This is a genomic window from Dermatophilus sp. B7861-1 (assembly GCF_058996045.1).
In genome coordinates, this window is record NZ_CM180082.1 from 2,045,774 (window position 1) to 2,070,723 (window position 24,950).

Annotated in this window: 22 protein-coding genes; 6 read left to right on the forward strand and 16 right to left on the reverse strand. The window is 59.2% G+C overall.

Annotation, left to right across the window (positions count from 1 at the left end):
* Positions 1 to 90 precede the first annotated feature (90 nt).
* Together AC2T9U_RS09050 and AC2T9U_RS09055 are read left to right on the forward strand one after the other, a co-directional pair.
* A complete protein-coding gene (locus AC2T9U_RS09050; RefSeq protein WP_493695875.1) occupies positions 91 to 963 on the forward strand; it encodes a YveK family protein in 873 nt (290 codons plus the stop codon).
* The gene (locus AC2T9U_RS09055; protein WP_493695876.1) at positions 963 to 2,306 is read left to right on the forward strand and encodes an O-antigen ligase family protein; all 1,344 of its coding nucleotides are present in this window, start codon (positions 963 to 965) and stop codon (positions 2,304 to 2,306) included. The genes AC2T9U_RS09050 and AC2T9U_RS09055 overlap by 1 nt, the downstream gene beginning before the upstream one ends.
* A 31-nt stretch (positions 2,307 to 2,337) precedes the next feature.
* On the opposite strand, the gene AC2T9U_RS09060 is transcribed toward AC2T9U_RS09055, so the two are convergent.
* Positions 2,338 to 3,420 carry a hypothetical protein gene (locus AC2T9U_RS09060; protein WP_493695877.1) on the reverse strand — a complete coding sequence of 361 codons (1,083 nt, stop codon included), beginning with the start codon at positions 3,418 to 3,420 and terminating at the stop codon, positions 2,338 to 2,340.
* Positions 3,421 to 3,720: 300 nt separating this feature from the next.
* On the opposite strand from AC2T9U_RS09060, the gene AC2T9U_RS09065 reads away from it, so the two are divergent.
* From AC2T9U_RS09065 to AC2T9U_RS09075, 3 genes are all read left to right on the forward strand, one after another.
* Positions 3,721 to 4,551 carry a glycosyltransferase family 2 protein gene (locus tag AC2T9U_RS09065; RefSeq protein ID WP_493695878.1) on the forward strand — a complete coding sequence of 277 codons (831 nt, stop codon included), beginning with the start codon at positions 3,721 to 3,723 and terminating at the stop codon, positions 4,549 to 4,551.
* Between the two features lie 17 nt (positions 4,552 to 4,568).
* Positions 4,569 to 5,870, forward strand: a complete 1,302-nt coding sequence (locus AC2T9U_RS09070; RefSeq protein WP_493695879.1) for a glycosyltransferase family 4 protein — start codon at positions 4,569 to 4,571, stop codon at positions 5,868 to 5,870.
* A gap of 184 nt (positions 5,871 to 6,054) precedes the next feature.
* Positions 6,055 to 7,350 (forward strand): WecB/TagA/CpsF family glycosyltransferase, encoded by a 1,296-nt coding sequence (locus AC2T9U_RS09075; RefSeq protein WP_493695880.1) that lies wholly within the window; start codon positions 6,055 to 6,057, stop codon positions 7,348 to 7,350.
* Between the two features lie 38 nt (positions 7,351 to 7,388).
* Here AC2T9U_RS09075 and AC2T9U_RS09080 read toward each other — a convergent pair whose 3' ends face one another.
* The 3 genes from AC2T9U_RS09080 to AC2T9U_RS09090 all read right to left on the reverse strand — a co-directional run bounded on the left by AC2T9U_RS09080 (position 7,389) and on the right by AC2T9U_RS09090 (position 11,663).
* Positions 7,389 to 9,854 (reverse strand): ABC transporter permease, encoded by a 2,466-nt coding sequence (locus AC2T9U_RS09080; RefSeq protein ID WP_493695881.1) that lies wholly within the window; start codon positions 9,852 to 9,854, stop codon positions 7,389 to 7,391.
* A complete protein-coding gene (locus tag AC2T9U_RS09085; protein WP_115029389.1) occupies positions 9,814 to 10,584 on the reverse strand; it encodes an ABC transporter ATP-binding protein in 771 nt (256 codons plus the stop codon). The genes AC2T9U_RS09080 and AC2T9U_RS09085 overlap by 41 nt, the downstream gene beginning before the upstream one ends.
* A gap of 77 nt (positions 10,585 to 10,661) precedes the next feature.
* Complete coding sequence (locus tag AC2T9U_RS09090) at positions 10,662 to 11,663, reverse strand: glycosyltransferase family 2 protein (RefSeq protein WP_115029387.1); 1,002 nt, start codon at positions 11,661 to 11,663, stop codon at positions 10,662 to 10,664.
* Positions 11,664 to 11,854: 191 nt separating this feature from the next.
* Between AC2T9U_RS09090 and AC2T9U_RS09095 the strand changes: the two genes are divergently transcribed.
* Positions 11,855 to 12,400 (forward strand): acyltransferase, encoded by a 546-nt coding sequence (locus AC2T9U_RS09095; protein ID WP_208302999.1) that lies wholly within the window; start codon positions 11,855 to 11,857, stop codon positions 12,398 to 12,400.
* A 27-nt stretch (positions 12,401 to 12,427) separates the two neighbouring features.
* Here the strand turns inward: AC2T9U_RS09095 and AC2T9U_RS09100 are convergent, their stop codons facing one another.
* From AC2T9U_RS09100 to AC2T9U_RS09155, 12 genes are all read right to left on the reverse strand, one after another.
* Positions 12,428 to 13,003: a serine O-acetyltransferase gene (locus tag AC2T9U_RS09100; protein WP_493695882.1), complete on the reverse strand. Its 576-nt coding sequence runs from the start codon at positions 13,001 to 13,003 to the stop codon at positions 12,428 to 12,430.
* A 117-nt stretch (positions 13,004 to 13,120) separates the two neighbouring features.
* Positions 13,121 to 15,160, reverse strand: coding sequence for a malectin domain-containing carbohydrate-binding protein (locus AC2T9U_RS09105; protein ID WP_493695883.1), 2,040 nt, complete (start codon positions 15,158 to 15,160; stop codon positions 13,121 to 13,123).
* 107 nt (positions 15,161 to 15,267) lie between these two features.
* The gene (locus tag AC2T9U_RS09110) at positions 15,268 to 16,821 is read right to left on the reverse strand and encodes a malectin domain-containing carbohydrate-binding protein (protein ID WP_493695884.1); all 1,554 of its coding nucleotides are present in this window, start codon (positions 16,819 to 16,821) and stop codon (positions 15,268 to 15,270) included.
* Positions 16,822 to 17,035: 214 nt separating this feature from the next.
* Positions 17,036 to 18,493, reverse strand: a complete 1,458-nt coding sequence (gene atpD, locus AC2T9U_RS09115; RefSeq protein ID WP_028327092.1) for a F0F1 ATP synthase subunit beta — start codon at positions 18,491 to 18,493, stop codon at positions 17,036 to 17,038.
* 29 nt (positions 18,494 to 18,522) lie between these two features.
* Positions 18,523 to 19,407 (reverse strand): F0F1 ATP synthase subunit gamma, encoded by an 885-nt coding sequence (locus AC2T9U_RS09120; protein WP_115029379.1) that lies wholly within the window; start codon positions 19,405 to 19,407, stop codon positions 18,523 to 18,525.
* Positions 19,408 to 19,485: 78 nt separating this feature from the next.
* Positions 19,486 to 21,123 carry a F0F1 ATP synthase subunit alpha gene (atpA, locus tag AC2T9U_RS09125; RefSeq protein ID WP_115029378.1) on the reverse strand — a complete coding sequence of 546 codons (1,638 nt, stop codon included), beginning with the start codon at positions 21,121 to 21,123 and terminating at the stop codon, positions 19,486 to 19,488.
* Between the two features lie 105 nt (positions 21,124 to 21,228).
* Entirely contained in the window at positions 21,229 to 22,047 is an 819-nt protein-coding gene (locus AC2T9U_RS09130) for a F0F1 ATP synthase subunit delta (RefSeq protein ID WP_208302995.1), read from the reverse strand.
* Positions 22,047 to 22,643, reverse strand: a complete 597-nt coding sequence (locus tag AC2T9U_RS09135; protein ID WP_034401089.1) for a F0F1 ATP synthase subunit B — start codon at positions 22,641 to 22,643, stop codon at positions 22,047 to 22,049. Before AC2T9U_RS09135 ends, AC2T9U_RS09130 begins: the two co-directional genes overlap by 1 nt.
* Positions 22,644 to 22,720: 77 nt before the next feature.
* Positions 22,721 to 22,927 (reverse strand): ATP synthase F0 subunit C, encoded by a 207-nt coding sequence (locus tag AC2T9U_RS09140; RefSeq protein ID WP_028327096.1) that lies wholly within the window; start codon positions 22,925 to 22,927, stop codon positions 22,721 to 22,723.
* A gap of 132 nt (positions 22,928 to 23,059) precedes the next feature.
* Positions 23,060 to 23,866, reverse strand: coding sequence for a F0F1 ATP synthase subunit A (atpB, locus tag AC2T9U_RS09145; protein ID WP_028327097.1), 807 nt, complete (start codon positions 23,864 to 23,866; stop codon positions 23,060 to 23,062).
* Positions 23,863 to 24,237, reverse strand: a complete 375-nt coding sequence (locus AC2T9U_RS09150; RefSeq protein ID WP_115029374.1) for a hypothetical protein — start codon at positions 24,235 to 24,237, stop codon at positions 23,863 to 23,865. Before AC2T9U_RS09150 ends, atpB begins: the two co-directional genes overlap by 4 nt.
* Positions 24,234 to 24,695, reverse strand: a complete 462-nt coding sequence (locus AC2T9U_RS09155) for a hypothetical protein (protein WP_493695885.1) — start codon at positions 24,693 to 24,695, stop codon at positions 24,234 to 24,236. The genes AC2T9U_RS09150 and AC2T9U_RS09155 overlap by 4 nt, the downstream gene beginning before the upstream one ends.
* Positions 24,696 to 24,950: the final 255 nt, after the last annotated feature.

Consider the following 24,950-nt stretch of genomic DNA (forward strand, 5'->3'; position numbering starts at 1 on the left):
ACGTGCCTTGAGGCACACGTGAATTCGCTGCGGTGATGTGGTCAGTTCGTGTGCGTAGGTACGGCCGGCGAGCATCTCTGGGGAGGATTCATGGCACAGCAACTCGATTCGGACGGCACAGGTTCTCCACTGGCGACAGCTGTGCGGCATTGGAAACTGCTGGTAGCTGCGACACTGGTTGGTGGGGTGGCTGGTGGAGCGGTAGGGGCGGTGATGCCTGGGGAATACACGGCGGAAACTCGTTTAGCTGTTGCTGCAGGCAGCGATAACGCTTATGCGATTGCTGGTTTTCCGGTGGCGGCTCGGGATTTAGCAAGTAACTATGCACGGTTTGTCACCAATGGCGCCTCGGATGGTTCATGGTCTCAGCCCGGCGTGTCGAAAATTACTGCCACTCCTATCCCTGAATCAGGGGTGATCCGGGTGAGCGCGACATCGCGCGATGAGAAGGCTGCGATGCAGGGCGCGGAGGCCGTGGCGAAAAAATTGTTGTCGACGGTAGATGCAGCGATGTCGACACAGAAGCCGCAGGCAGCACTGCAGGAGTATCGAAAGTTGGCTCCGCAGGTGTCGAAAGCGTGGGCGCAGGTGTCGGTGGCTGAGAGCACGTTCGGTAAGAAACCGAATGCAGAGAATGCGCAGGCGTTGGCGCAGGCTCGGGCTGTGCTGGCTGAGGCACAGTTGATCCAGAACGCGCAGGGCGATAAGTACCGGCAGCGGGTGGCTGAGCCATCTGCGGTATCGCAGTTGCAGGTGATTGCGGCGCCGTCTTCATTGGGGACTAACAGCAGTTCGAAGGTCGCTTTCGGTGCGGCTGCGGGGGCTGGTGTGGGGCTGATCGTGGCGTTTGGGGTGGTGGCAGTGCGTGATTTGCGTGGTGTTCGCAGTCGTCGTAGTGGGCGCCATGAGGGGGATGGCTTAGGTAGCACTGGTGAGGGTGATGTGCAGGTGGACGGACGCTGATGGCTATAGCTGCCGTGCAGGCCGATGGTTCGGGGCATGTTTACGCTACGAGGGCGCAGGCGCGGTCATTGCGCTGGCGCAGTATTCCTGTGGCGGTCTGGCTGTTATTTGCGGGGTTGGCTGCGAATGTGTTTTCTGGCCACGCCGATGACATGGGGTTGCCGATTGGTCTGGATCGTGTGCTGTTGCCGGCAGCGTTTGTTGCGGCGTTGATGGACCGTCGGGCTCGGTGGTGGCGGTTGCGGTCGGCGCATATAGCGATGGTGGCGTTCGCAGCGGTTGTGACAGGGTCGTATCTGTCGATGCCGTGGACTGTGAGTTTGCAGTCGTTTTTTACACTGTTAGACCGGGTTTATATTCCGTTTTTGCTGTTCGCGTTTGCGCCGTATTTTTTGGGGACGGCGGCGCGGCGGGCGTTGTTTTTACGGATGTTGACGTTATTGGGCGTGTATTTGACAGTGACGACGATCGCTGAGGCGTTGGGCGCGAATTTTTTGCTCTTTCCTCGTTATATCGCGACGCATCGGGAACAGCTAGCGTCCATGGCGGCGATGTCTGAGGATGCTACGCGGGCCGGTGGGCCTTTCTTGTTTGGTGAGCCCAACGGGATGACATTAGCGATCTGTGCTTTTGCTGCCACTGTCGCAGCCCGGCATGAGCATGGCCGGTGGCGTGTGGTGGCGGTGGTGACTGCGCCGTGTGCTGTGGCTGCGCTCATCGCGACGATGACGCGATCGGTGTGGCTTGGGACGGCGTTGGCGGTGGTGTGTGTGGCGATGACGCGGTGGCGGTGGTTTTTATGGCTGCCGGTAGCGGCTGTTGCTGGGGTGGGGTCGTTGCTGGTGGGGGCCTGGTTGTTTCCACAGTTGGCTGCGGATGCCTCGCAGCGCGCTGGGATGTCGAGTTCATTGTGGGATCGGGTGACCACCAATGATGCGGCGATGCAGATCATCGCGGCGGAACCGTTGACGGGGGTGGGGTGGCAGCAGTTCATTCAAGTGGTGCCGGATTGGGCTCGTCAAGCGGATGTGATTCCGTTGGCAAATACGCATATCGAGGTGCATAACGTGGTGTTGTCTCGGGGCGCGGAGTTGGGTGTGCCCGGTTTGGTGTTGTTTGTACTGGCGTTGCTGTTGGGGCCTGTGGCGGCTTTGTTTCGGCGGGTGCGTGTTGATTTGGTTCCGTGGCAGTTGTTTTCGCTGTCGGTGTTTGTGGTGTGGTTTACCGTGTCGATGACCAGCCCTAACCCATATCCGTTGCCGACGTTCCTTATGTGGTTTGTGGCGGGGTTCGCGCTCGCTCTCCCGCAAGAGTCAGCTTCAGCAAAGGCGGTGGTGGCGTGAAATTAACGGAGTAGGGGTTTTATCTGCTGACTTATTTAGCCGGCGTGGCTGCCTGTCCGGTGTGTGGGTTCACTTCCCCGCCAGGTACACCTTCAGGGGCGTAGCCGAGTTGAATGACATGAACATGTTCCCAGGGAAAGTTGCGTAGTTGTTCGTAGCTGGGGGTGCCGCCGAGGATGGCTTCCCAGGGGTCTTTGCCGGTGCGTTGTTTTTCGTGCAGGCCGCTTTCAACTCCAATGGATGGCACGTCAGCAGATTCGGTAACGATGAACCCGTATTTTTGTGCGGCTTTAGCGACGGTTTTCCCTAATGGTGTGAGGTTGAGGGCATCGACATTCAGGGAAGGATCCAGGCGTAGCCGGGACCCCATAGGTGGAGCGCTACGTTCAGTGGAAGTGCCGTCGGTGCGGTTGGCCGGAACCACGATGGGCTGGGTGGCGATGCTGGTTAATCCGAGGTTCATGGCATGGGGGATGTTGCCGTTGCGAGCTTCAGCTAAAGAAATCATCGACCCGATGGTTACCAGGCCAGATGCGGAAGTGCCGTAGGGGACGGGGAAAACTCCGTTGCTGCCCGAGGCATGGTCCAGGCGCCCTCCCCAACAAGCAGACCAAGCCCCTTCACCTTTTTTCTTCACTTGCCAGAATTCCCAGACTTGGTCGGTTTGCGGCGACCAAATGGCTAGGGCTCCGTCGTTGCCTTTAGCTGGAGTGGCATCAGCAGGGATAGGCACATTAGTGAAGTGAGCGGGGCCGTCATAAAGGCCCGGCGGGGTGCCTGGTTTCTTTTGGCAGTTGTCAAAGGTGAGGTTTGTGCGGGGTGTGTGGGTGTCGGCTACAACAAATGCCGAGTTGTAATGATCTGTGTTGAGCGGAACGAGGGATTTGTTTGCGGCGAATTGGCCGCGAATATTGTTCATGAAGTGCTGGCTGTCGGGGTCTGTGGCTGCACCGGAAATATCAACTGTGTATGGGTTGGTGTTTCCTTGCCCGAAGATCAGGGATGGGTGCGCTGTTTTTCGCTGCACGTCACTATCTGGTGAGGCAGGCGGCTGGTTCGGCGTGTGCTCTATTCCGCACGCAGCGAGCATGGACACTGCTGCAGCGATACTCACTGCGCTTATCCGGTTTAGCCGAATACGTCGGTAAGGCTTGTTTTTTACGCCTGTGCCCACTGGTTCTCCTCGCGACGCGTACAGAACAATGCCGCGCCTGACGACAACCCCCTAGGCCACGTGCTCACCTGGGCGAATGCGTACGGCAACAGGTCAAAGCACCTGGATTTTTTCTTTGCAGCGCCGTTACCCGTCAGGCCACTCACCCACCGTACCGACGAACCCGGTCGCAAAACGCCCGAGTTAGGCTCGTGTCGCAGGGGCGCGTTTTTCACTCTTGTTCGCCCTAGGGTGGATTCTGTGAGCAGTGCAAGCATCATCATTCCCGCCTATAACGAAGGCAAAGTCATTGGCCGTTGCCTTGATGCGCTCGTGAGCACTGGGATAGACACCGAGATTGTTGTTGCCGTCAACGGCAGCACCGATAACACCGCCGAGATTGCCCGCAGCTATGACAACGTCCGCGTGGTCGATATCGCTATGCCAGGAAAAGCGAACGCACTTAATGAGGGCGACCGTGTCGCACAAGCATTCCCACGTATTTTCCTTGACGCTGACATCGTCCTGGGCCCGGGAGCTTTAGCAGCAATGGTAGAAACTCTCACTACTTCTCACACACGGGTCGCTGCCCCGCAAGTTCGTTTTAATTCCGCGGGGGCCAGTTGGGCCGTGAAACAGTATTACGAGGTGTATGAACGCACTCCCTACGTCACTCAAGGCTTAATTGGCCTGGGCGTATATGGCCTTTCCCGCGCAGCTCGCAGCCGTTTCCGTGAATTCCCAGCACTACAAGCTGACGATTTATTCATTCAGCGACTTTTCGCACCTGCTGAACGCATCACCACTGCGGGGTGGTTTGAAGTGCAGACTCCCCGCACCCTTAAAGATCTTGTCCGCGTCCGCACTCGCGTAGCCCGCGGTAACGCAGTATTGGCCGCTTCTAGCCATACCCTCCCGGCAGCTGACTACAGCCCCACCACCACCTCCACATTCCGTTCTCTGGGCGACATCGTCCGCCATGCCCCGCATTTGGCTCCTGGCGCCGCGATTTACACCAGCGTCGTGACCGCCGCGCGGATACGTGCTCGACGTAGCAGCACCGCGTGGCACCGCGACGAGTCCACCCGCTGACCTTCCAGGAGTCTTGTATGCCTACCCCTGCGGTTCCCCCGACCATCCCTGATGACGCCAGCGACATTAAGGTCGCGTACCTGGTCAGTAAATATCCTGCTCTTTCTCACACGTTCATCGAACGTGAGATCGCTGGCCTACGCGCATTGGGGGCACGCATCGACACGTTCTCGGTGCGGCGCTGCCCTAATGCTGAGCTGATCTCCGCGGCGATGCGGCAGGAAGCTGCTGAAACCACAGTTCTCATTGATGAGGTACCGGCAACTTTTCCCCGTGCGCACGCTCGACTACTCACCTCCCAACCCAGCGCGTATGTGCGCACCCTGATGCGGGCAGTCACCACCGGCGAACCACACCCCAAAACCCGTCTGTGGCAAGGGTTCTATTTCGCTGAGGCGGTCAAACTTCATGACCAGATGCGTGCCCGGGGGCTACGCCATGTCCACGTCCACTTCGCGAACGTTTCCGCCGATGTCGCCCGCCTAGCCGTGGCAATTGGCCGCTTCATCGACGGCCCCACCTCTGACTGGCGTTGGTCACTGACCATGCATGGCCCTACTGAATTCGAAGGGGTCGATAAAGTCGACCTGCCAGCCAAAATCCTTGATGCCGACGCAGTCAGCTGCATCACTGACTTCACCCGCAGCCAACTGATGCGGTACGTCGACCCCGCTCACTGGCACAAACTGGCCATCACGCACATGACCATCGACCCCACCATCTATATGCCACCTCCCGATGGCCGTGCTGGACGTCAGGGGCAGCCCTTACGGCTGCTGTTCGTGGGGCGCCTCGTCCCTGAAAAAGGTGGACCGCTCCTACTCGAGGCACTCACTCTGCTCAAAGAACGCGGAACTGCCGTGCAGGTGCGCTTCGTCGGAGACGGCCCCGCACGCGAACTACTCGAACGCAGCACCCGCGAGCGAGGACTAGAGCAGATGGTCGAATTCGTCGGAGCAGTGGGACAAGACGACATGATTCCCCACTATCACTGGGCTGATGTTTTCACTTTGCCCTCCTACATGGAAGGGCTCCCCGTGGTGATTATGGAAGCTCTTGCCACTGAACTGCCTGTTATCACCAGCCGTATCAACGGCATTCCCGAGCTCGTCCACGACGAGCTCATGGGGCATGTTCTCACTCCAGGGCGAGCCGATTTACTTGCCAACGCCATCGAAGATCAGGCCCACAACCCCGACCGTCGCCAGGCACAAGGACACGCCGGCCGCAAAGCCGTCCTCGACAGCTACACCATCGACTCCCAAGCCCCCGTCATGGCTGATTTTCTCCGTGCCGTCAGCCCCACCGCCGGCAAGTAACCCACCCCTGGCATGCTCTGTCGCTGAAGGATCACCGCAGCAGAAAATACCCTGCGACCCTCCCTAGCGCCTCCCCGATTAACCCTTACCTGCGCGGTACTTTCAACGCACAGAGGTTCTGTGCGCACGGTATTTGACCCTCATCTATCTACCTGCGCGCGTTCAACGTCCCGGAGGAAACCGCATGGCTACCCCTCACACTCGCCTCGGAGACTGTCCGCACCATACCGACACTAGCGACCGTCTCATCGCCACGGCGATGGCAGTCACTTTCTCTCCTCTTTTAGCTGCCCGCGCAGCTATCGCCTACGCCACCACCGGCCACGTCTATGAACAGCACCCACGGTTAGGGCGTAATCTCACCCCGATCACAATCCGATCCTTTGCAGGATCAGCACCCGGGCGTCGACTTGCTTACCTGTTGTCAGTAGCCCGAGGCGACATGTGCTTTATCGGCCCCCGCCCCCTGGACCCTGAAGACGCCGAAGCTCAACCGCGCCGCACCTCCAACATCACTCCAGGGTTCCTCTCCCCCAGCCGGTTACGTGCTCGGCTCGGCATCGATTACGAACCAGAAACCCTTACCTGCCACCAGCGACTGCTGTCTAAAGATGGCATCGCTTTAACGGCCCGCTACCTCATCGCTGAAGTTCTGGGAAGTAATGGACTTGCCACCCCGGCCACATACACACAGCTGGGCTTATCCATCACCAACACCACCATGGATGAAGCACTCACCTGGTGCGTGAACACCGCCCGCACCCGTCCAGCGTCCACTCTCGTCTTCGTTAATGCCGCTTGCTATAACGAAAGTGCAGAAAATCCGGCCTACGCCAGTGCCCTCCATCACGCAGACCGTATTTTCCCTGACGGCATCGGCGCCAAACTTGGGGCACGTCTGCACGGGGTTTCGCTGATCGCTAATCTCAACGGAACTGACATGTTCCCGCGACTGTGCGAACGTGCCCGCAACGAAGGACTTTCTCTTTTTCTTCTCGGGGCTCGACCTGGTATCGCCGAGGCTGTTGCCGAGAACATGACCTCCAAATTCCCTGGACTACAGATCGCCGGAACCCGCCATGGATATTTCACTTCCGAAGAAGAAACTGAGGTCATCGCAACGATCAATAACTCTGGCGCTGACATCCTCCTCATCGCTTTCGGGGTTCCGAACCAAGAGCTTTGGATTGACCAGCACCGCAAACAACTCAATGTTGGCCTTATCCAAGGCGTAGGTGGGCTTTTCGATTTCTACTCTGGCCGTATCCCTCGGGCACCTTTGTGGCTACGTGAGATCGGGCTCGAGTGGGTATGGAGGCTTGCGCAGGAGCCAGGGCGCATGTGGCGCCGATACATCGTCGGCAACCCACAGTTCTTACGCCGCGCCTGGCTCGACTCGCGCTGCACCCGGCACTGCCGTGATCACAGCACCGGGCAACGCCCTCTACTGAACTACCGCGACGAATACCCCGAAAACTAACCACCGAAGAACGGGGCATCCCCTCACGGGCTTCATACTCATCGAAGCCCTGCCACAATCTGCGCTTTCGTGGTCTTTCCTGCAGCAAACACACCTATCAACACGTTGGCCAGCGTCACGAACGCAGCAACGCCCACAAAAATGACCACTACCGCGGGAAACGGCGCACCTGGAAGCTCTGACTGCAACACGCCACTCAAAAACTGACGCAGGAAAAACGCCCCCGCGAATCCAGCAGGCGCGGCCACAGCAATAGCTGCCCCCGCGCACAGCAGACAATCCCACAGCACTATCTGACGAATATGCGACACCGTCGCACCTACCGCACGCAAAGTCGCGAACTCCGTGACACGACCCGAAGTGCGCTGAGCAAATAGCCCGGCAATAGCCATCGTGGCCAAAGCAATAACTAGAGCAACCAGACCAACAGCTCCTCCGGAATAGGCAATGAGCTGCTGACGTGCCCCTTGTCGCATCTTGCCAGCCGTCGTCACAGTCACACCAGGAAAGATCGCGAGAGCTTTCTCCATACGCTCTTGCACGTGTTCTGGGGCAGATCCTGGCGTAACGCGAATGTTCCATGAAGAAGGCGCAGTGATGCCCAGCTGTGTAGCAGTGGATGTGTCAAGGACGATTTGGTTACCCGTGGCAAAAGATGCGTACAGCCCAACTACTGGCACTGTGTTTTTCTTGGCATCAGCCTTCACCGTCACCGAGTCACCAACATTGATTTTGGCTTGCTTGGCCAATGCCACTGGAAGAACTACTCCCCCGCGTGTCAAAGCCGCTTTAGCCTGCGGCACATCTGTTCCAGTCCACGGAAGATCAGCAGCCTGGAAGTACGTCGCGGGATCGATCGAGCGAGCAGGAACGGCTTTGTTGCCGCCACTCCAGGAAAGATCAATCTGACCGCGCGAAATCGGGGAAACCAATTCCACGCCAGGGACGCGCCTAATAGCAGTAACGATGTCATCGTTACTGCTATCGGACTGCACCTGCACATCGGCGCCGAATTGTCGCGAAATCTGCGTCTCCATCGCTGATCCGATAGAGACAATTCCTAGCGCCAAACCGATCCCCAGCGCCACCAGAGAAGCGAAAACACCTGTCATCAGAGAGCCCAACCAATGACCGCGCATGCCGGAGGCTGACATCCACGCTGTCCACCCCAAAAACGGTGGGTGAGACACACACTGGGCCAATACCCACGCAGCGAGCAGGCCAGCAGCCGCGATCACCAGCACAAAGGCCACTACCCCCGCACTGGCACCACCACGCATGTACATCACCGCTGCCGTGATGGCGCTGAGCAGACCGAGGCCTCCCAACGTCCAGGCCATACGTGAAGAAACCGGTGCCAGCGAGCCTCGAAGCGAACCGACAACTGGTGCCCGCAGCACACGCAACGCCACAACCAGCGCACTAGCAACGCTGACCAGAACGCCCCCTGCCACAGCGAGAAAAACATGCAGCGGCTCTGCCTGGAACTGTGGAACGCCAAGTTGCCCTGCAGCCGTCAACGCAGTGGTCAACCCCCACCCCAAAAGCAGCCCTAACGCAGCCCCGAAGAGTGAACACACCAGCCCCAAGAGGAAGGCTTGCGCGAGGACCATGCGCACAATCCATCCTGTCGAGGCACCCACACATCGCATGGTGCTCAAAACCGCTTGGCGGGAGCGGATCACCGCAGCGAAAGCCGTAGTCACAAGTACCAGAGCCAGCCCCACCGATGCTGCGGCACAGGCAGTGAGAATTCCCCGGACAGCATTTACCAATGGAAGAAACGTGGCGGTGGCTTGCGCCGGATCAAACACAGTCATGTGAGCTGGTAGCCCAGCCCCATGCGAGGCACGCCATTGGGCAACAGAGACCCCATCCAACACAACATCAAATCGAGTAAATGCCTGCGGCGACGTTGTCGATGTCTGCGCTGCTTTCAGCGGAACGAACAGATTATCTGCGAGAAAAACTGACGTTTTAGCTTGATCAATAAGTCCAACAACCGTGAATGTTCGAGGCGCTCCCTGGGTAGCAATCGTGACTGTGCTCCCAATACCTACCCCTGACCTCTTCGCCCATGAGCTGGGAGCCAGCATCTCGTCACGATCATCGTCGGGCATTCGGCCATACACTGCTCCAGCTAATTTGTGTGCCTGCGAGAAAGGCACACCCGTCACATGCTCCCCTTTAAGATCAGTGCCCTCAGGTAGCCGGACCGAAGTAGTCAAGGTGCGGAAAGGAACAGTTTTCGCCACCCCAGGAAGTTTCTCTACATACTGCTGGTCGCTGGCATTTAACAATCCCGGAACTCCTGCCCCGGCAATCGTGACATCCCCTAATCCTTGGAATGCTTCACTCGTAGCTGCTATCTGCCGCGAAACACTACCGATACCACCTATCGTCCCCAGGAACAGTGCAACGCTGAAAACCAGAGCAACAGAAGCAATTGCGAAACGTCGTTTATCAGCAACCAGCTGACGACATCCAATGACGAAGGCGTTCAATGCGGGCCACCTCCTTCTCTGGCGCCCAGCCGCCATCGTCAAAGGTCATCTCATCGCGCACTCGCCCATCCACGAACAGCAGAACTCGGTCAGCTGCCGCCGAAGACCGCTCGCTATGGGTGACGATCACTGCGCATTGTGCTTGCCCATCATCAACGGCCTCACGCAACATCCGCATCACTTCGCCAGCTGCTTTTTGATCCAAATTTCCCGTTGGCTCGTCAGCAAGAAGAACATGAGGCTGGCTAAACAGCGCCCGCGCCACAGCGATACGCTGTTGCTGCCCACCAGACATTTCATCAGGCTTGCGACCAGCTAGCTCTTCCAACCCCACACGCGCCAACAATTCACGTGCACGACCATCCCACTCCTTGCGTCGGCGATTACCGATAATCGCCGACAACCCGACGTTCTCGGCCGCAGTGAGCGTAGGAACAAGGTGGAAAGACTGAAAAACAAAACCGATATGTTCACGACGGAACGCAGCTTTTTCGGGCTGCTTCATGGATGAGATTTCTTGACCACAAATGGTCAGCGATCCCGCGTCAATGTCATCGACTGTGCCGAGTAGGTGCATCAGAGTGGACTTACCGGACCCCGAAGGGCCCACAATCGCGACAACCTCTTTCGCGGCGACCTGAACGTTAACTCCATCGCAGGCAAGGACAGCATCACCCCCGCCGCCCTGATAGGTCTTACGCACATCGCGTGCATCAATAACGCAAGTCACCGTGTGGGCCCCCGGGAGAGATGGATCTAATTCCTCACATAGGTACCACCCCGTGACTGCGGCCATGCCCCTATCTGTCACATGCGACTAATTTTGGCTCGCTTCCCCGCTGAATTCACCAATTCCGCTGCCCGGCGCTGACCTTCAGCAGCCGCACGCACTTGATTACGAATAGAACGCACAAACATATGCGCCCCATGCTTAACCTCACCTGGCCGCGCTGGCACCATCCCCGAGCGCAAAATCAACGCAACATCTCCCACCGCCCCCACATTGGCCAACATCGTCGTGAAATACCGAACCGCTTGCTCTCTCTGCTCAGGAGTCAATTCATCCCGATGCTGCACAACATGCGCCCACATACGACGCATACCTTTCACCACCCGCGAGTTGTCGACAGTGATCCGGATCGGGTCATGAGGGTCAGCGAGATAGTCGACCAACACTTCACGCACCACACACACCGCCACCAACCGCGACACCCGCACATAAAACTCCCAATCCTGTTGAGCTGGCATCGTCGGATCCAACCCTCCTGCAGCAAGAAGAGCCGAACGACGCACCATGATCGCTGAGAATCCTCCTAGCGGGTTCCACGTCATCATCTCGGTAGCGATCCACCCATCCACCTGCGGAATCTGCACCATCTCTGACGTGCCATCTGGGGCGTAATGCTCAATCCCGCACCCAGCCAACCCATACTCAGGCCCGCTTGCCCGCAACATCGCCAACTGTTTCTCCAGCTTGGTTGGCCGCCACGCATCATCACTATCCAAAAACGCAACCCATTCACCTCGCGCATGCGCGATCCCGGTGCTGCGTGCCGCGTTACCGCCCTTATTGACCTCATGCTCATAAAATCGCACCCGCGGGTCACTCACCCCGGCCATATACTCGGCCGTTCCGTCCTGCCCGTGATCATCAACAACGATCGCTTCCCAGTCTGTGAACGTTTGGGAGTACACCGACTCCAATGCCCGCTGCAACACCCCGAGCCGTTTATAGGTAGGGATAATCACTGAAACGGTGGGTGCAGCATCAGTACTGTTCCGCTCCGTTTCGTCATTGGCCGGGGTCATGAAAGCCTCCGCGTTGCCTCACGTGCGCTTCGATGCCAGGCAGCACTCGACCGCTCCTGACAGCTCTTTGCAACCACCCTCACGGTTCTTGGTTTTGATAGCCAGCCAACACAACTGTCTTTACCAACCCATGAAGATTCTTTGACTCCCCTTGCCCTGTCTATTCGCTACTGCCTTCTATGCTCGGCCCCATGCCCCTGAAGTCGATGCTCCGCTCACTAAAAAAAGAACGCCTGCCCCTGCTGCGACTCCAGGCGCGTCATCGAGACGCGTGCATCTCCACCACAGTGAAGTTTTCCGGCGATCCTGGCCAGGTACGGCTAGGAAGCAAGGTCACCATCGAGGGCCCAACAGTGGTCAACGTCGCTCAGGGCGGAGAACTCAACGGTTCTTTTCTGGAAATTGGTGACCGAACGTATATCGGCGAATTCAATAACATCCGGTGTGCGGGGGCCCGGATCGTTATCGGAGCTGACTGCCTCATTTCGCAACACATCACGATCATTGGCACTAATCACGGCACGGCTCCAGGGACACCGATCAATACACAGCCGTGGGTGGGTGATGGAGTGGTGATTGGTGACGATGTGTGGATCGGTGCTGGCGCCGTAGTGATGCCTGGATCGCGGATTGGTGACGGGGCAGTGATCGGTGCTGGCGCGGTTGTGCGTGGCCAGATCCCCGCTGGGTGGATCGCGGTAGGTGTACCAGCCACACCGCTTCGTCAGCGAACCTAACCGGCTATCACGTGATGACCAGTTCGTTCACCGGTCCCGGCGAGAGGTAACTGGGCGAGCGGGGATCCCCACCCACGTGGTATTCGGTTCAGTGTCAGACACAAGAACTGCGTTGGCGCCAATACTCGTCCCAGATGCCACTGTGATGGGGCCAAGGATTTTCGCACCGGCGCCGATGACAATGTCGTCCCCTAATGTGGGGCCTTCTCTGGTGTCACGAACACCAAGAACAGTTTGGTGATAGAGCGTGACATTCGCGCCGATCGTCACGCTCGGGTGAATCATCACACCGCGCAGAGCGTGCGGGATGCGCACGCCGGGCCCAATCCACACTTGGTTCGGAATCTCAGAACCGATAAACCCTTCAACCCACACAAATTTGAGGACCTGTAGCACACGACGGATTAGGAAAGCTTTCAGCCCCGGCTGCCGATGCCAGGCTCGTCCTGCTCGCAGGCAAAAAAGGGTGAGGCGTTGGGTCCAGTACGGGTTGCGGGGATAGTCGGCGGCGAGCATCGCGCGACACCACCGAACCGGGTCGTGAACGGGTTGGTCTGCAGAAAGAGGTTGGGGTGGCCCTGCGGCTGTTTTTTGTTGTGCCATCGCAGCGCTCTCCTTTAGTGGGTGCATCCCCGGAAGTACAACGTTGGCCGGGCGTGCACAGCCTAATGCGCACTCCCGGCCAACTCTTGCGGTTCGCGATGTGAATATTTGTGTCGGTTAGCGTTTCCCGTAATTGATGGGCAGTGCTTCTAGCTCTGTCCAAGGGAAGTCACGCATCGTGGACCAGGCGTCGCTGCCCAGATAAGCAGACCAGGGATCTCTACCTGTTTGGGCAGTGACGACTCGACTGGATTCGGCAGTGACTGAGACAGCACCGGCGTTGTCAGTAACGATGAATCCGTATTTTTGTGCGGCTTCAGCGATCATGCGGCCGGTAGGGGTGAGGTTGTACTTGTCGAGATCGAGGTTTGCCGGTAGGCGCAGTCGCTGGCCTTCGTAGGGGGCGTTCGGGTCTGTTGATGTGCCATCGGTACGGTTGGCTGGCCAACTATGTCCCAGACCACTGGGGTGGGGAACGGCAAGCGCGATCGCGTGGTCGATGCGGCCGCGGCGAATATCGTCGAGGGTAATCATTCCCGGTGAGATCGCCATTCCGGATGCTGAAGCTCCGAATCCAGTGGGGAAAATAGCTTCTTTGGTGGAGAAATTGTCGATGCGGCCTCCCCAACATGCTTGCCACTGGTTTTTGCTGTCTCGAGACATTTTCCAGAATTCCCAGAGCTGGTCGGTGGCTGGGTCGTAGATGCTCATTTCTCCGTCGGAGCCGGCCGCCGGCAGAGCGTTAACGGGGATGGGGACGGAGCGGAAATGGGAGTCTCCGTCGAAAAGATTGGGTGGTACTCCCCAGTCGGTGGCGCAGGCGTGAATGACGTCGGTGCGGGGGGTGTCGGCGGTGGCGATGTGCATGGCGGTGGCAAATTCACGGTTATTGAATCCGGCGTAGCCGTCGTATCGGGTAGCTGCTTGGTGGGCGATGTAAGTGCCGACAGCGTGGGCGTTAGGGGCCAGGGGGGCAGTGCTGATATCAGTGGCGTAGACGGAGTTGGGGTAAAGAGGGAAAGGTAGTCCTGGGTGGTTGTGGTTGGTGGTTGAGGTGGTGTTGAGGGGGGTTACGTTAGTGACTTCGATGGCGCTGATGGTGGGGGTTCCGGCGGTGGCGCGGAAGATGAGGTCGAGGATGCCGTCGGTGACGTTGGTCTCGAAGGTGACGTCGTAGGCGGCGCGGGGGCCGACTGCAGCAGTGATGTCGATGTCTTTGACCACGGGGGTGTCTTCGGCGAGGACGTCGAAGACACGGCCGCCTTTATTCCAATAGGTGTTTTCGACCATAGCGAGGCGTACTTTGTAGCGGCCTTTGCCTGGAACATTGAGGGCGTATCCGCGGGGGTTCTGTACATAGGTGCGGTAGATCTCATCATCGTCGGTGCCTTTGATGTCAATGCCGCGCAGCCCACGGTCAACGCGATTCGTTCCGAGTGTGGCTGACCAGCGGCTCCAGACGTTGCCGGATTTGTCGGTGACTGGTGTAGGTGAAGCCACCATGCGTGAGGTGAATGAGTTGTGTGCTGTGGTGTCGGTAGACGGCGTTGTTGTGGGTGTGATGGTGATTCCGGCGATGATGGCTTTATCAACGCTGGCGAGGAATTTCAGATCGAGTGCACCGTCAGTGACGGTGGTGGTGAAGGTGACGTTGTGGGCGGTGGAGTAGCCGGCTGTGGCGTAGATGTCCAGGTCGTCAACGACGGTGACGCCTTCGGCTGTGATGTCGAAAACGCGTTTGCCTTTTGCTTTCCAGTAGGGCTCTGCGGTGGCGATCGTCACGTTGTAGCGGCCAGCGGTGGACAAAGGAATTGTGGTGCCGGTCAGGCCGTAGACCTCGTAGCGGTAGAGGTCCGGGTCATTGGTGTTACTGATGGCCTGGCTAGCGGGGGTGACGCGGTAGTTGGGCGTTCCGCGAAGTGCATATAAGGGTTTCCAGGTGTTTCCCGCTGGATCGACGCGTGAGGTGGTGCGTGCAGCCAATCGAATGGTGTTAGTGGCCGTTGCGGTAGCTGCGGGTGCTGCGGCGTATTGGGTGGCGTGACCTGGGGTTACCGATGCGGAGGTAATAGTTCCAGCAAGTGCCAGAGCGATGGCTGTGCGTGCTGGTGTGCTGTAGGCAGGCATGACGATGGTTCCTTCCGTGGGGGTGTACATGCCGAGGCATCCGTTCCTCGGCTGAGGTCATTTGGGGGATCCCTCTGTGCCGGGGATGCGGCCTCAGGGAGGCCGGATTTGTCCGGCCTCCCTGACTGTGTGCCTGGTCAGTTCTTGCCGTAGTCCTTGGGAAGGGCTTGCATTTTGTCCCAGGGGAAGTTTTTCAGTGCGCTGTAGGCGGGGCCGCCTAGCAGGGTTCCCCAGGGGTTGATGCCGGTGCGGGCTTGTTCGGCTCGGCCGTCTTGGGTCGCGACGGCAACGGCTCCGGATCTGTCGGAGATGATGAAGCCGTATTTTTGTGCAGCTTCGGCGACCATTCTCCCGAAGGGGGTGAGGTTGTAGTCGTTGAGGTTGATGGTGGGGTCTAGGCGGATGCGTTGCCCTTCCATGAGGGCGTTGGGATTGGTGGAGATACCGTCTGATCTGTTGGCGGGCCAAGAGAATTTATCCCAGCGGTGGCTGTCGAGAACAGCCAGGTACATGGCGTGGTTGATGGTGCCTCGGCGTGCTTCGTCGATACCGATGAGGCCGGGGGCCATGGCTAATCCAGAAGCGCTAACGCCGTAGGGGAAGGCGAATTGGCCGATATTGCTAGATACTTTGTCGATGCGTCCGCCCCAGCATGCTTCCCATCCGCTAGTGCCGCGACGCATCTGCCAGAACTCCCAGAGTTGATCGGTGGCGGGGCTGTAGATGCTCATTTCACCGTCGCTGCCGCGTGCTGCGGTGGCATTGGCTGGAACGGGAACATTGACGAAGTATTTGGGGCCGTCGTAGAGACCTGCGGGAGTGGAGGGTTTTTTCTGGCAGTTGTGGAATCCCACGCGGATGCGGGGGGTTTTGGGGGTGGCGATGTTGACTGCGCCGTTGAATTCGTAGGCGTTAGTAGCTGCGGTTCCGCCCCAGTTGTCGCGCACTTGGCTGGCAAGGTGCGCGATGGACTGCTCGGAGTTCGCGGCCAGTGGTGCTTTGTCGATAGGGGTGTAGAAGGGTGAGCGCGCGTTGAGTTTGACGACGCGAGTGTTGCTGGGGGTGGCGACTTTGCCGCGGGAGGTGACAGTGACGGCACTGATGACGGGTTTTTTGGCGCTGCGAGAGGTGAATTTAATGTTGAGGAGGCCGTCGGTGACGCGGGTGGTGATGTTGAGGTCGTAGCCGCGGTTGCGTCCAGCAACACGAGCGATGTCGAATCGGTTTGCGACCTTGCGGTTTTCGGCGGTGATGTCGAAGACGCGTTCGCCGGGGGCTGCGGAAGGTTCAACGAACATGAGCCGGACCCGGTAGGTGCCGTTGGGTACGGGCAGTTGATAGCCCGTGGCGTTGTTGGCCAGGGACTGGTAAGCGATGCGTTCGCGGGGTGAGGGCACGGAGGTGACAGTGACACGGGAGCGTTGTGTTGTGCCGAAGGTCAGTGGCATGCGTTCCCAGAGTTTGCCGGATGCGTCGCGTACTGCGCTGGGGTGTGAGGAGGCCCGTACGGCAAAGACGCTGCTGGGCCGGGCTGCCGTGTTTTGGGTGGTGGAGGTTTTGCCAGTGGTGGGGGCGGTGTTGGGAACCGCGGCGGCTGCTACGAAGGCGGGGGCCAAAAGCAGCGCGGATGCGGTAGCTATCGTTGCACGGCCGGCGATACGTGAGCTTGCGATGCGGATCTGTGTAAACAAGGCGGGGCCTTCCCTGGCTGAGTGTGTCGCGGCGGCGTTGCCGCGCTGACACATCCCCCATCGGCCACCATTTACATCACATGAGTGTGTTTTATTTCCTTGTCCAAGTCATATGACACATCCAGGTGTCCATCACAGGTGTGGGGCTCCGACTATGGTCGGAGCCCCACACCTGTTGCATTGGTGCACCCCGGTTGGGGTGCACCAATGGTGGTTACTTCTTAGCGAGTTCTGCGGCCTGGCGCTCGACGTCGTCGAGGCCACCACACATGAAGAACGCTTGCTCTGGGACGTGGTCGTACTCACCGTCACAGATGCGTGTGAATGCGTCGATGGTTTCGTCCAGCGGAACTGTCGATCCTTCGATGCCGGTGAACTGCTTGGCAACGTAGGTGTTTTGCGACAGGAAGCGCTGGATGCGGCGGGCGCGGTTGACGACGATCTTGTCTTCCTCGGAGAGTTCGTCCATACCGAGGATGGCAATGATGTCTTGGAGTTCCTTGTTCTTCTGCAGGATTCCCTTAACGCGCACGGCGGTGTCGTAGTGGGCCTTGCTGATGTACCGCGGGTCGAGAATACGGCTCGTGGAGGTCAGCGGGTCCACTGCGGGGTAGATACCCAGGGAGGCGATTTCACGGCTCAGCTCGGTAGTGGCGTCCAGGTGAGCGAACGTCGTGGCCGGAGCTGGGTCGGTGTAGTCGTCGGCGGGCACGTAGATGGCCTGCATCGAGGTAATGGAGTGGCCGCGTGTGGAGGTGATGCGCTCTTGGAGCACACCCATTTCGTCGGCCAGCGTCGGCTGGTATCCCACGGCCGAGGGCATACGACCCAGCAGCGTAGAAACCTCGGAACCGGCCTGCGTGAACCGGAAGATGTTGTCGATGAACAGCAGCACGTCCTGGTTCTGCACGTCACGGAAGTACTCGGCCATTGTGAGGCCAGACAGGGCGATGCGCAGACGGGTACCTGGGGGCTCGTCCATCTGGCCGAACACGAGCGCGGTCTGCCCGAGAACGCCAGCTTCTTCCATTTCGACGATGAGGTCGTTACCTTCACGGGTACGCTCACCAACACCTGCGAACACGGATACACCACCGTGGTCGCGGGCCACACGAGCAATCATTTCCTGAATCAGAACGGTCTTACCAACACCGGCACCACCGAACAGACCAATCTTTCCACCCTGCACATACGGGGTGAGCAGGTCGATGACCTTAATACCCGTCTGGAACATCTGGGTTTTGGATTCGAGCTGATCGAATGCGGGAGCCTTGCGGTGAATGCCCCAGGTTTCACCGACCTCGAGCTTTTCTCCTTCGGGAAGGTCAAGGCAGTCACCGGTCACGTTGAAGACGTGACCAAGAGTGGCGTTACCTACCGGGACCTGGATGGAGTCGCCTGTGTCGATCACTTTCTGGCCACGGACAAGACCGTCGGTTGGTTGCAAAGCGACGGCACGAACGACGTTGTCGCCGATGAATTGGGCGACCTCGAAGTTGATGCGACGCTCTCCTTCGGAGAGGGTCACCTCGCTGTAAAGCAAGTTGTACATCTCTGGCATCGAGTCCTCGGGGAACTCGACGTCGACGACGGGGCCGATGACGCGGACAAGCCGTCCTGTGCCGGGCGCGTTGGCGTCCTGGCTGGACTCCTCGACGAACGCAGTTGACATTGCTGAGTACTCCTCGTTCTCTCGCCCGATCACGCGTCCGCGAGCGCGTCCGCGCCGCCCACGATCTCGGTGATCTCCTGGGTGATCTCGGCCTGGCGAGCTTGGTTCGCCAGCCGGGTGTAAGTCTTGATGAGCTCTTCGGCGTTGTCAGTTGCCGATTTCATGGCTCGTTGCCTGTTGGCCAGTTCGGATGCGGCCGCCTGGAGCAGGCAGTTGTAGATGCGGTGACGTACGTACTGGGGTAGTACGGCGTCGAGGACTTCGTCTGCGCTTGGTTCGAACTCGAACAGCGAGTGCATTTTCTCGTGTTCGTGCTCGGCATCGACGACAGCCAGGGGTAGTACGCGGCGGGCGCGGACCTCTTGGGAAACCATCGAGTTGAACCGCGTGTAGACCACGTGGACCTCGTCGAAGGGTTGGCTGTCGGTAAGGAAGCCATCAAGCAGGGTGTCGGAGATCTCTACGGCGGTCTCGTAGACCGGCGCATCCGTGTTTCCTTCCCAGGAGTTGACGAACTCGCGTGAACGGAAGGAGAAGTACTGGATTGCTTTGCGTCCATAAAGGAACGCTGAAACTTCGATGCCTTGCTGGTTGAGGCGTTCGACGAGTCGCTCTGTTGCTTTGAGGACGTTGGCCGAGTACGCACCTGCTAGTCCTCGGTCACTGGTGACGACCAGAACCGCTGCCCGGCGAGGGTTGGTTACCACACGGGTGAGGGGGTGATCGACGTCCGAATGTCGTGTAACCGCAGCAAGTGCTTTGGTGATCGCGTCGGCGTAGGGAGTGGTGGCTTCGACGCGTCGACGGGCTTTACCCAGTCGGGACGAAGCCATGAGCTCCATGGCTTTCGTGATCTTCTTCGTCGCAGTGACGGAGCGGATGCGGCTCCGGTACTCCCGGATCTGCGCTCCCATGGAAAACCGCCTTCCTGATCGGATCGGACGGGCTGGACCGGGCCGCCGACATTGTGTGATGTCGGCGGCTTACAGGCCTCAGCCGCGTCGGATCGTCTCCTGGTCCATTTGCTCGTCGCTGAGGGCGTCAACGTCCTCGGCAACTGAGCCGGGAGTGATTGCTCCTCCGCTACCGGCCTGGAATTGGTTGTCGAATTCCTTCACTGCGGTCTCGAGGGCATCGATTGCGGCGTCGTCGAGTTTGCCGGTTTCGACGATGCCATTGAGGACTGCCTGGTGGTTGCGTTGGAGGAACTCGTGGAATTCAGCCTCGTAGCGGCGCACGTCGGAAACCTCGACTTTGTCGAGCTTTCCGGTGGTGCCAGCCCAGACCGACACAACCTGTAGTTCGACGGGCAGCGGGGAGCTTTGTGGCTGCTTGAGCAGTTCAACCAGGCGGGCGCCGCGGTCAAGCTGAGCTCGGGAGGCTGCGTCGAGGTCGGAGGCGAACATGGCGAATGCTTCCATGGCGCGGAACTGGGCCAGGTCGATCTTGAGGCGCCCGGAGACCGACTTCATTGCCTTGATCTGCGCGGCACCACCAACACGGGAGACGGAGACACCCACGTCGATAGCCGGGCGTACGTCGGCGTTGAAGAGGTCGGCCTGCAGGTAGATCTGGCCGTCGGTGATGGAAATGACGTTGGTGGGGATGTACGCGGAGACGTCACCGGCTTTAGTTTCGATGATGGGTAGTCCCGTCATCGAACCAGCTCCAAGCTCGTCGGAGAGCTTGGCACAACGCTCAAGCAGGCGAGAGTGCAGGTAGAAAACGTCACCGGGGTAGGCTTCGCGGCCCGGCGGGCGGCGCAACAGTAGCGACACTGCACGGTAAGCCTCGGCCTGCTTGGACAGGTCATCGAAGACGATGAGGACGTGTTTTCCGCCGTACATCCAGTGCTGGCCGATGGCCGAACCAGTGTAGGGAGCCAGGTACTTGAAGCCAGCGGACTCAGAAGCGGGGGCGGCGACGATGGTGGTGTACTCCAAAGCGCCGGCCTCTTCGAGGGTGCCGCGCACCGAGGCGATCGTGGAGCCCTTTTGACCGATAGCGACGTAGATGCATCGGACCTGTTTGTTGGGGTCTCCCGATTCCCAGTTGGCTTTCTGGTTCAGGATTGCGTCAACGGCAACAGTGGTTTTACCAGTTTGACGGTCACCGATGATGAGCTGGCGCTGGCCACGACCAATCGGCACCATCGCGTCAACGGCTTTGATACCGGTTTGTAGTGGCTCGTGAACGCTCTTACGCGACATCACGTTAGGAGCCTGGAGTTCAAGCTCGCGGCGTCCTTCTGCCTTGATTTCGCCAAGACCGTCTACCGGGCGACCCAGGGGATCCACCACGCGGCCGAGGTAGTTGTCGCCGACAGGCACGGAGAGAACTTCTCCGGTGCGGTGCACTGCCTGTCCTTCTTCGATGCCGGAGAAATCACCCAGAACGACCACACCAATTTCGTGGCGGTCGAGGTTCAGGGCCAGGCCCAGGGTTCCGTCCTCGAAGCGCAGCAGCTCGTTCGTCATCGCTGAGGGCAGGCCCTCGACGTGTGCGATGCCGTCACCGGCGTCGGTGACGCGTCCGACCTCCTCGCGGGAGGCCCCATCGGGCTCGTATGACTGGACGAACTGGTCGAGGGCGTCCCGGATTTCCTCCGGACGGATCATGAGCTCCGCCATCGTTAAGTCTCTCTCCTCATCGGCGGCCGCGAGGCGGCCAGTTGGGCTATCGGTGCCGGGGATCCGGCGGTGTGCCTCGGTGCCTGACACCGGGCGGTGCTGGTATCAGGACACACTCAAGGTGCGGCTGACATCGGCCAGTCGACGCTCGATCGTGCCGTCGATGACTTCGTCGCCGACCTGAATACGAAGACCGCCGAGCAGCTGGGGGTCCTCGACCTGGGTGACGAAAATGGTGGTTCCGTACATTTTGCTCAGGCCCGCTTGCAGCCGGCTGACGACTGTTTGTGGGAGCAATGTACGTGTGGTGACGACAGCGGTGACTGCCTGTCGTCGTTTAGCCGCGAGGCTGAGGTAGCGCCGAATGACCGTCGCATAGTCGTACCCGCGGGGGTTAAGCACGGGGCGCTGGGCGATCCAGACAGTGTCGGGCAGAACTTTTCCGGCCAGCAGGCGCGCCACGAGTTCTGCTTTAGCGCGCTTGTCTCCGCGATCCCCAGAGAGCGCTGCACCGATCTGGTGGTCCTGACGGAACTTTTCCTCGACGGCGATGAGCTCGCGCTCTATCTGGTCAAGGTTTCCTTCGGTTTGCGCTGCGGCCAAGACGCAGTCGCCACCGAGGCGTTCCATACCGGTTATGAGGTTGTAGGACTCTTTCCAGTGCCCAGAGACGGCGGCCTCGACAACAGCCAAAGCAGGTTCGCTGAGTCGCCCACCGAAAAGACGACGTGCCAGTTCACGCTTGGACCACGCATCGCGTGAGCGATCCGTGAGAGCCATTCGTAGTTTGGCGTTGTCGGCAAGAAGTTCCGAGACCGAGAACAGCTCTCCGGCCAGGGAACGGAGGTCAGGACCTCCGGCCCGCTGGTAACCGGCGAGTGTCTCGACCGCGCTCTGCCATGCCGAGCGGGGTGCACCATCCATCAGCGACCTGCCCGGTCCATCGTGGAGGTCTCACGCTGCAAGGTGCCGTCTTCGAGCTGTTGCAGGAACCGCTCGATGACACCGTTGCGTCGAGCGTCGTCCTGAAGGGACTCGCCGACGATGCGACCTGCCAGATCGGTGGAGATTCGCCCGACGTCGTTTTTCAGTTCAGCCATGGCGCTTGCGCGTTCGGCTTCAACCTGACGACGGGCAGATTCAATGATGCGCTCGGCTTCAGCGCTGGCCTGGGCCCGCATCTCGGCAACGATTGCAGCACCTTCTTCACGGCCGCGTTCGCGCATTTGGTTTGCTTCGTGGCGGGCGTCTTCCATCATCCGCTGGTACTCGGCCTTAAGAGCTTCCGCCTCGGCGAGGGATTTCTCCGCACGGCTCATGTCGCCTTGAATGGCGTCCACACGCTGTGTGTAGGCGGTCTCCATCTTGGGAACGACGTACTTGATAATGAAGATAAGGAAGACGGCGAAGAAGACACAGCCGAAAATCAACTCACCGAGGTGAGGGAGAATCGGCATGCCTAAGCCGTGGTTGCCGCCACCGCCCGCTGCGGCGGGAACGGCGGCCGCGAGGTTCGACATGTTCTGCACGGAGAACTCCTTGTGCCATGCATCGTCCCGGCCTGGTTAGGCCGGGCGTTGGGGGTGGGCGGTCGGACTCAGCGGAGGATGAAGACGAGAACGAAGCCCAGGATGGCGAGTGCCTCGGCGACAGCGAAGCCCAGGATGGCCAGCGGCTGGAGGACGCTCTTGGCCTCAGGCTGACGGGCCACACCGTTGATGAGGGCAGCGAAGATGAGGCCGATCGCGAGGGCCGGGCCCAGCGTCGAGATGCCGTAGCCAACGAGGGAAAGGGAGCCGGTCATGATCTGCAGATTCCTTCTCTGGTGGTGAGTTACCTCGGCTGGTGCCGAAGCATCGTTCGTGTGAACGGGTGGTCTATGAAGTTGTGAGTATCGGGCGCATCACCTGGTGCAGATGCGGCTAGAAGAAAAGTGTCAGTGTGCTTCTTCGAGAGAGCTTGAAATGTAGGAAGCAGTGAGCAAGGTGAATACGTAGGCCTGCAGGAACTGGATCAGCATCTCGAAGCAGGTCATGAGGAAGGCTCCGCCGTATGCAGCAATGCCTGCGGCTTTGAGAGCTCCGGGGGCGCTGAAGAGGAGGAATTCACCGCCGAGAATGAACAGCACCAGAGTCATGTGACCGGCAAGCATGTTGCCGAAAAGTCGCAGGGTGAGAGTCATCGGCTGGATGAGGAACTTGGTGACGAATTCGATGAGGAAGATGAAAGGCACTATCCAGGCGGGAAGGCCACCGGGGACCATGGTTTTGAGGTAGCCGCCAACGCCATGCTGTTTGAGGCCGACGTAGTGGTAAGCCAGGTACACCACTAGAACAAGGGCGAGAGGGAAGGCGATTCGGCCAGTGGGCGGGTTTTGCAAGAACGGGATCACGCCAGCAAGGTTGTTGGCCAGGATGAAGGTGAACAAGGCCAGCAGCAGCGGCAGGAAACGTAGGAAGTGTTTGCTGCCAATCATGTCGCGTGCGATGCCGTTACGAACAAAGTCGTAAATGAATTCGACGAGGAACTGGGATTTGGTGGGCACGACCGCTGCGCGGCGGGCACCGAGGAACAAGAACGTGGCGATGATGGCAACTGCCACGAGGGACACCAGCATGGGGCGGGTGAAAGCGAATGCACCGTCGCCGATGAGTGGGGTCCAGAAGTCACCGGTGGAGGGTGCCACGAACTCGCTGCCGGAAGCGGTGAGGGCTCCGGCGAAGGCCGCGCTGGTGAAGCTCACGAAATCTCCTCAGATGTTGTGCGGTTCAATCCGGGGGAAGCGGTCACGTTAGGACGCGCTACCGGCTCGTTCACCTTGGCGGTGTGCGGCGCGAAGGCGGAAGGGACAGGGGATTGGCTCCCACCGTACCGGAGCCAGACGATGTACAAAGACAACCCGAGCCCCAGGAGAGTTCCGACTGCGATACCGAATCGTGTTCCGAGCCATATGTCGATGAGGTAGCCCAACCCGCCGTACACGACAGGACCGGCGATTAGGTAAGCCACCAGGCGCGATGCTGCGTTGGATGCGTTGTCTGACGTGTTTTTTTCGGTCTGTGCGAGGGCGTTCCAGTCGGTGTTTCGTCGTTGCGAGGGTGGCACGTATCTCACGACTCACCTCGCTCAGCTGTGGAGTAAGCAAATACACGGGTACGTAGCAAGGAGTACGCCTGTGCTGATTGCCACACCACGACTTCCACAGCGACACTCGCGCTGAACCACTCAGGGGCTGGCATGTGAATGCGAGGCAGCTGCATGAGCACGACCCCAAGCGCGATGACTTGGATCACGTACACGCCTAAAGCACCGACGAGGTAGTTGGCGGTTGGCCCACGCAAGATCAGCCAGATACCTAGCGCCCCCATAGCGAAAAAATGGGCGGCAAATGTAGCTCCTGCAAAGGAGGCCAGCGCTGCTCCGTCAGGCCCGAAAGCTATAGCAGTCACGGTGGTGATGAGCGCCGCAGCCGCACTAGCGCAGCATGCAGTCAACATCATCGGTTTAAAAGCAGACTCGACACCGACGTCAGTGATGATGCGTGCCCTCGAATGCGTCATGGTGGACGTCACTACGGGGCACCCCCTTGAAGGTTTGGGTCATCGTCGGCCAAGAGTTTTCAAAACCTAGCCGATCATTCAACGCTGCGTACAGACATCGAGCGAAATCTTCGAAATCAGTTGAAGCAGTTTGAAGTTCGGCCAGTGGGAGCAAGCGCCTCCACCTGTTGGCGGGGCATGAACTTTCCTGTGAGCACCAGCAGCGTTTTACAACGCCACTGAGAAGATTCCTTTAAATCTGAGCCACAGCTGTTCCTTACCTGAGAT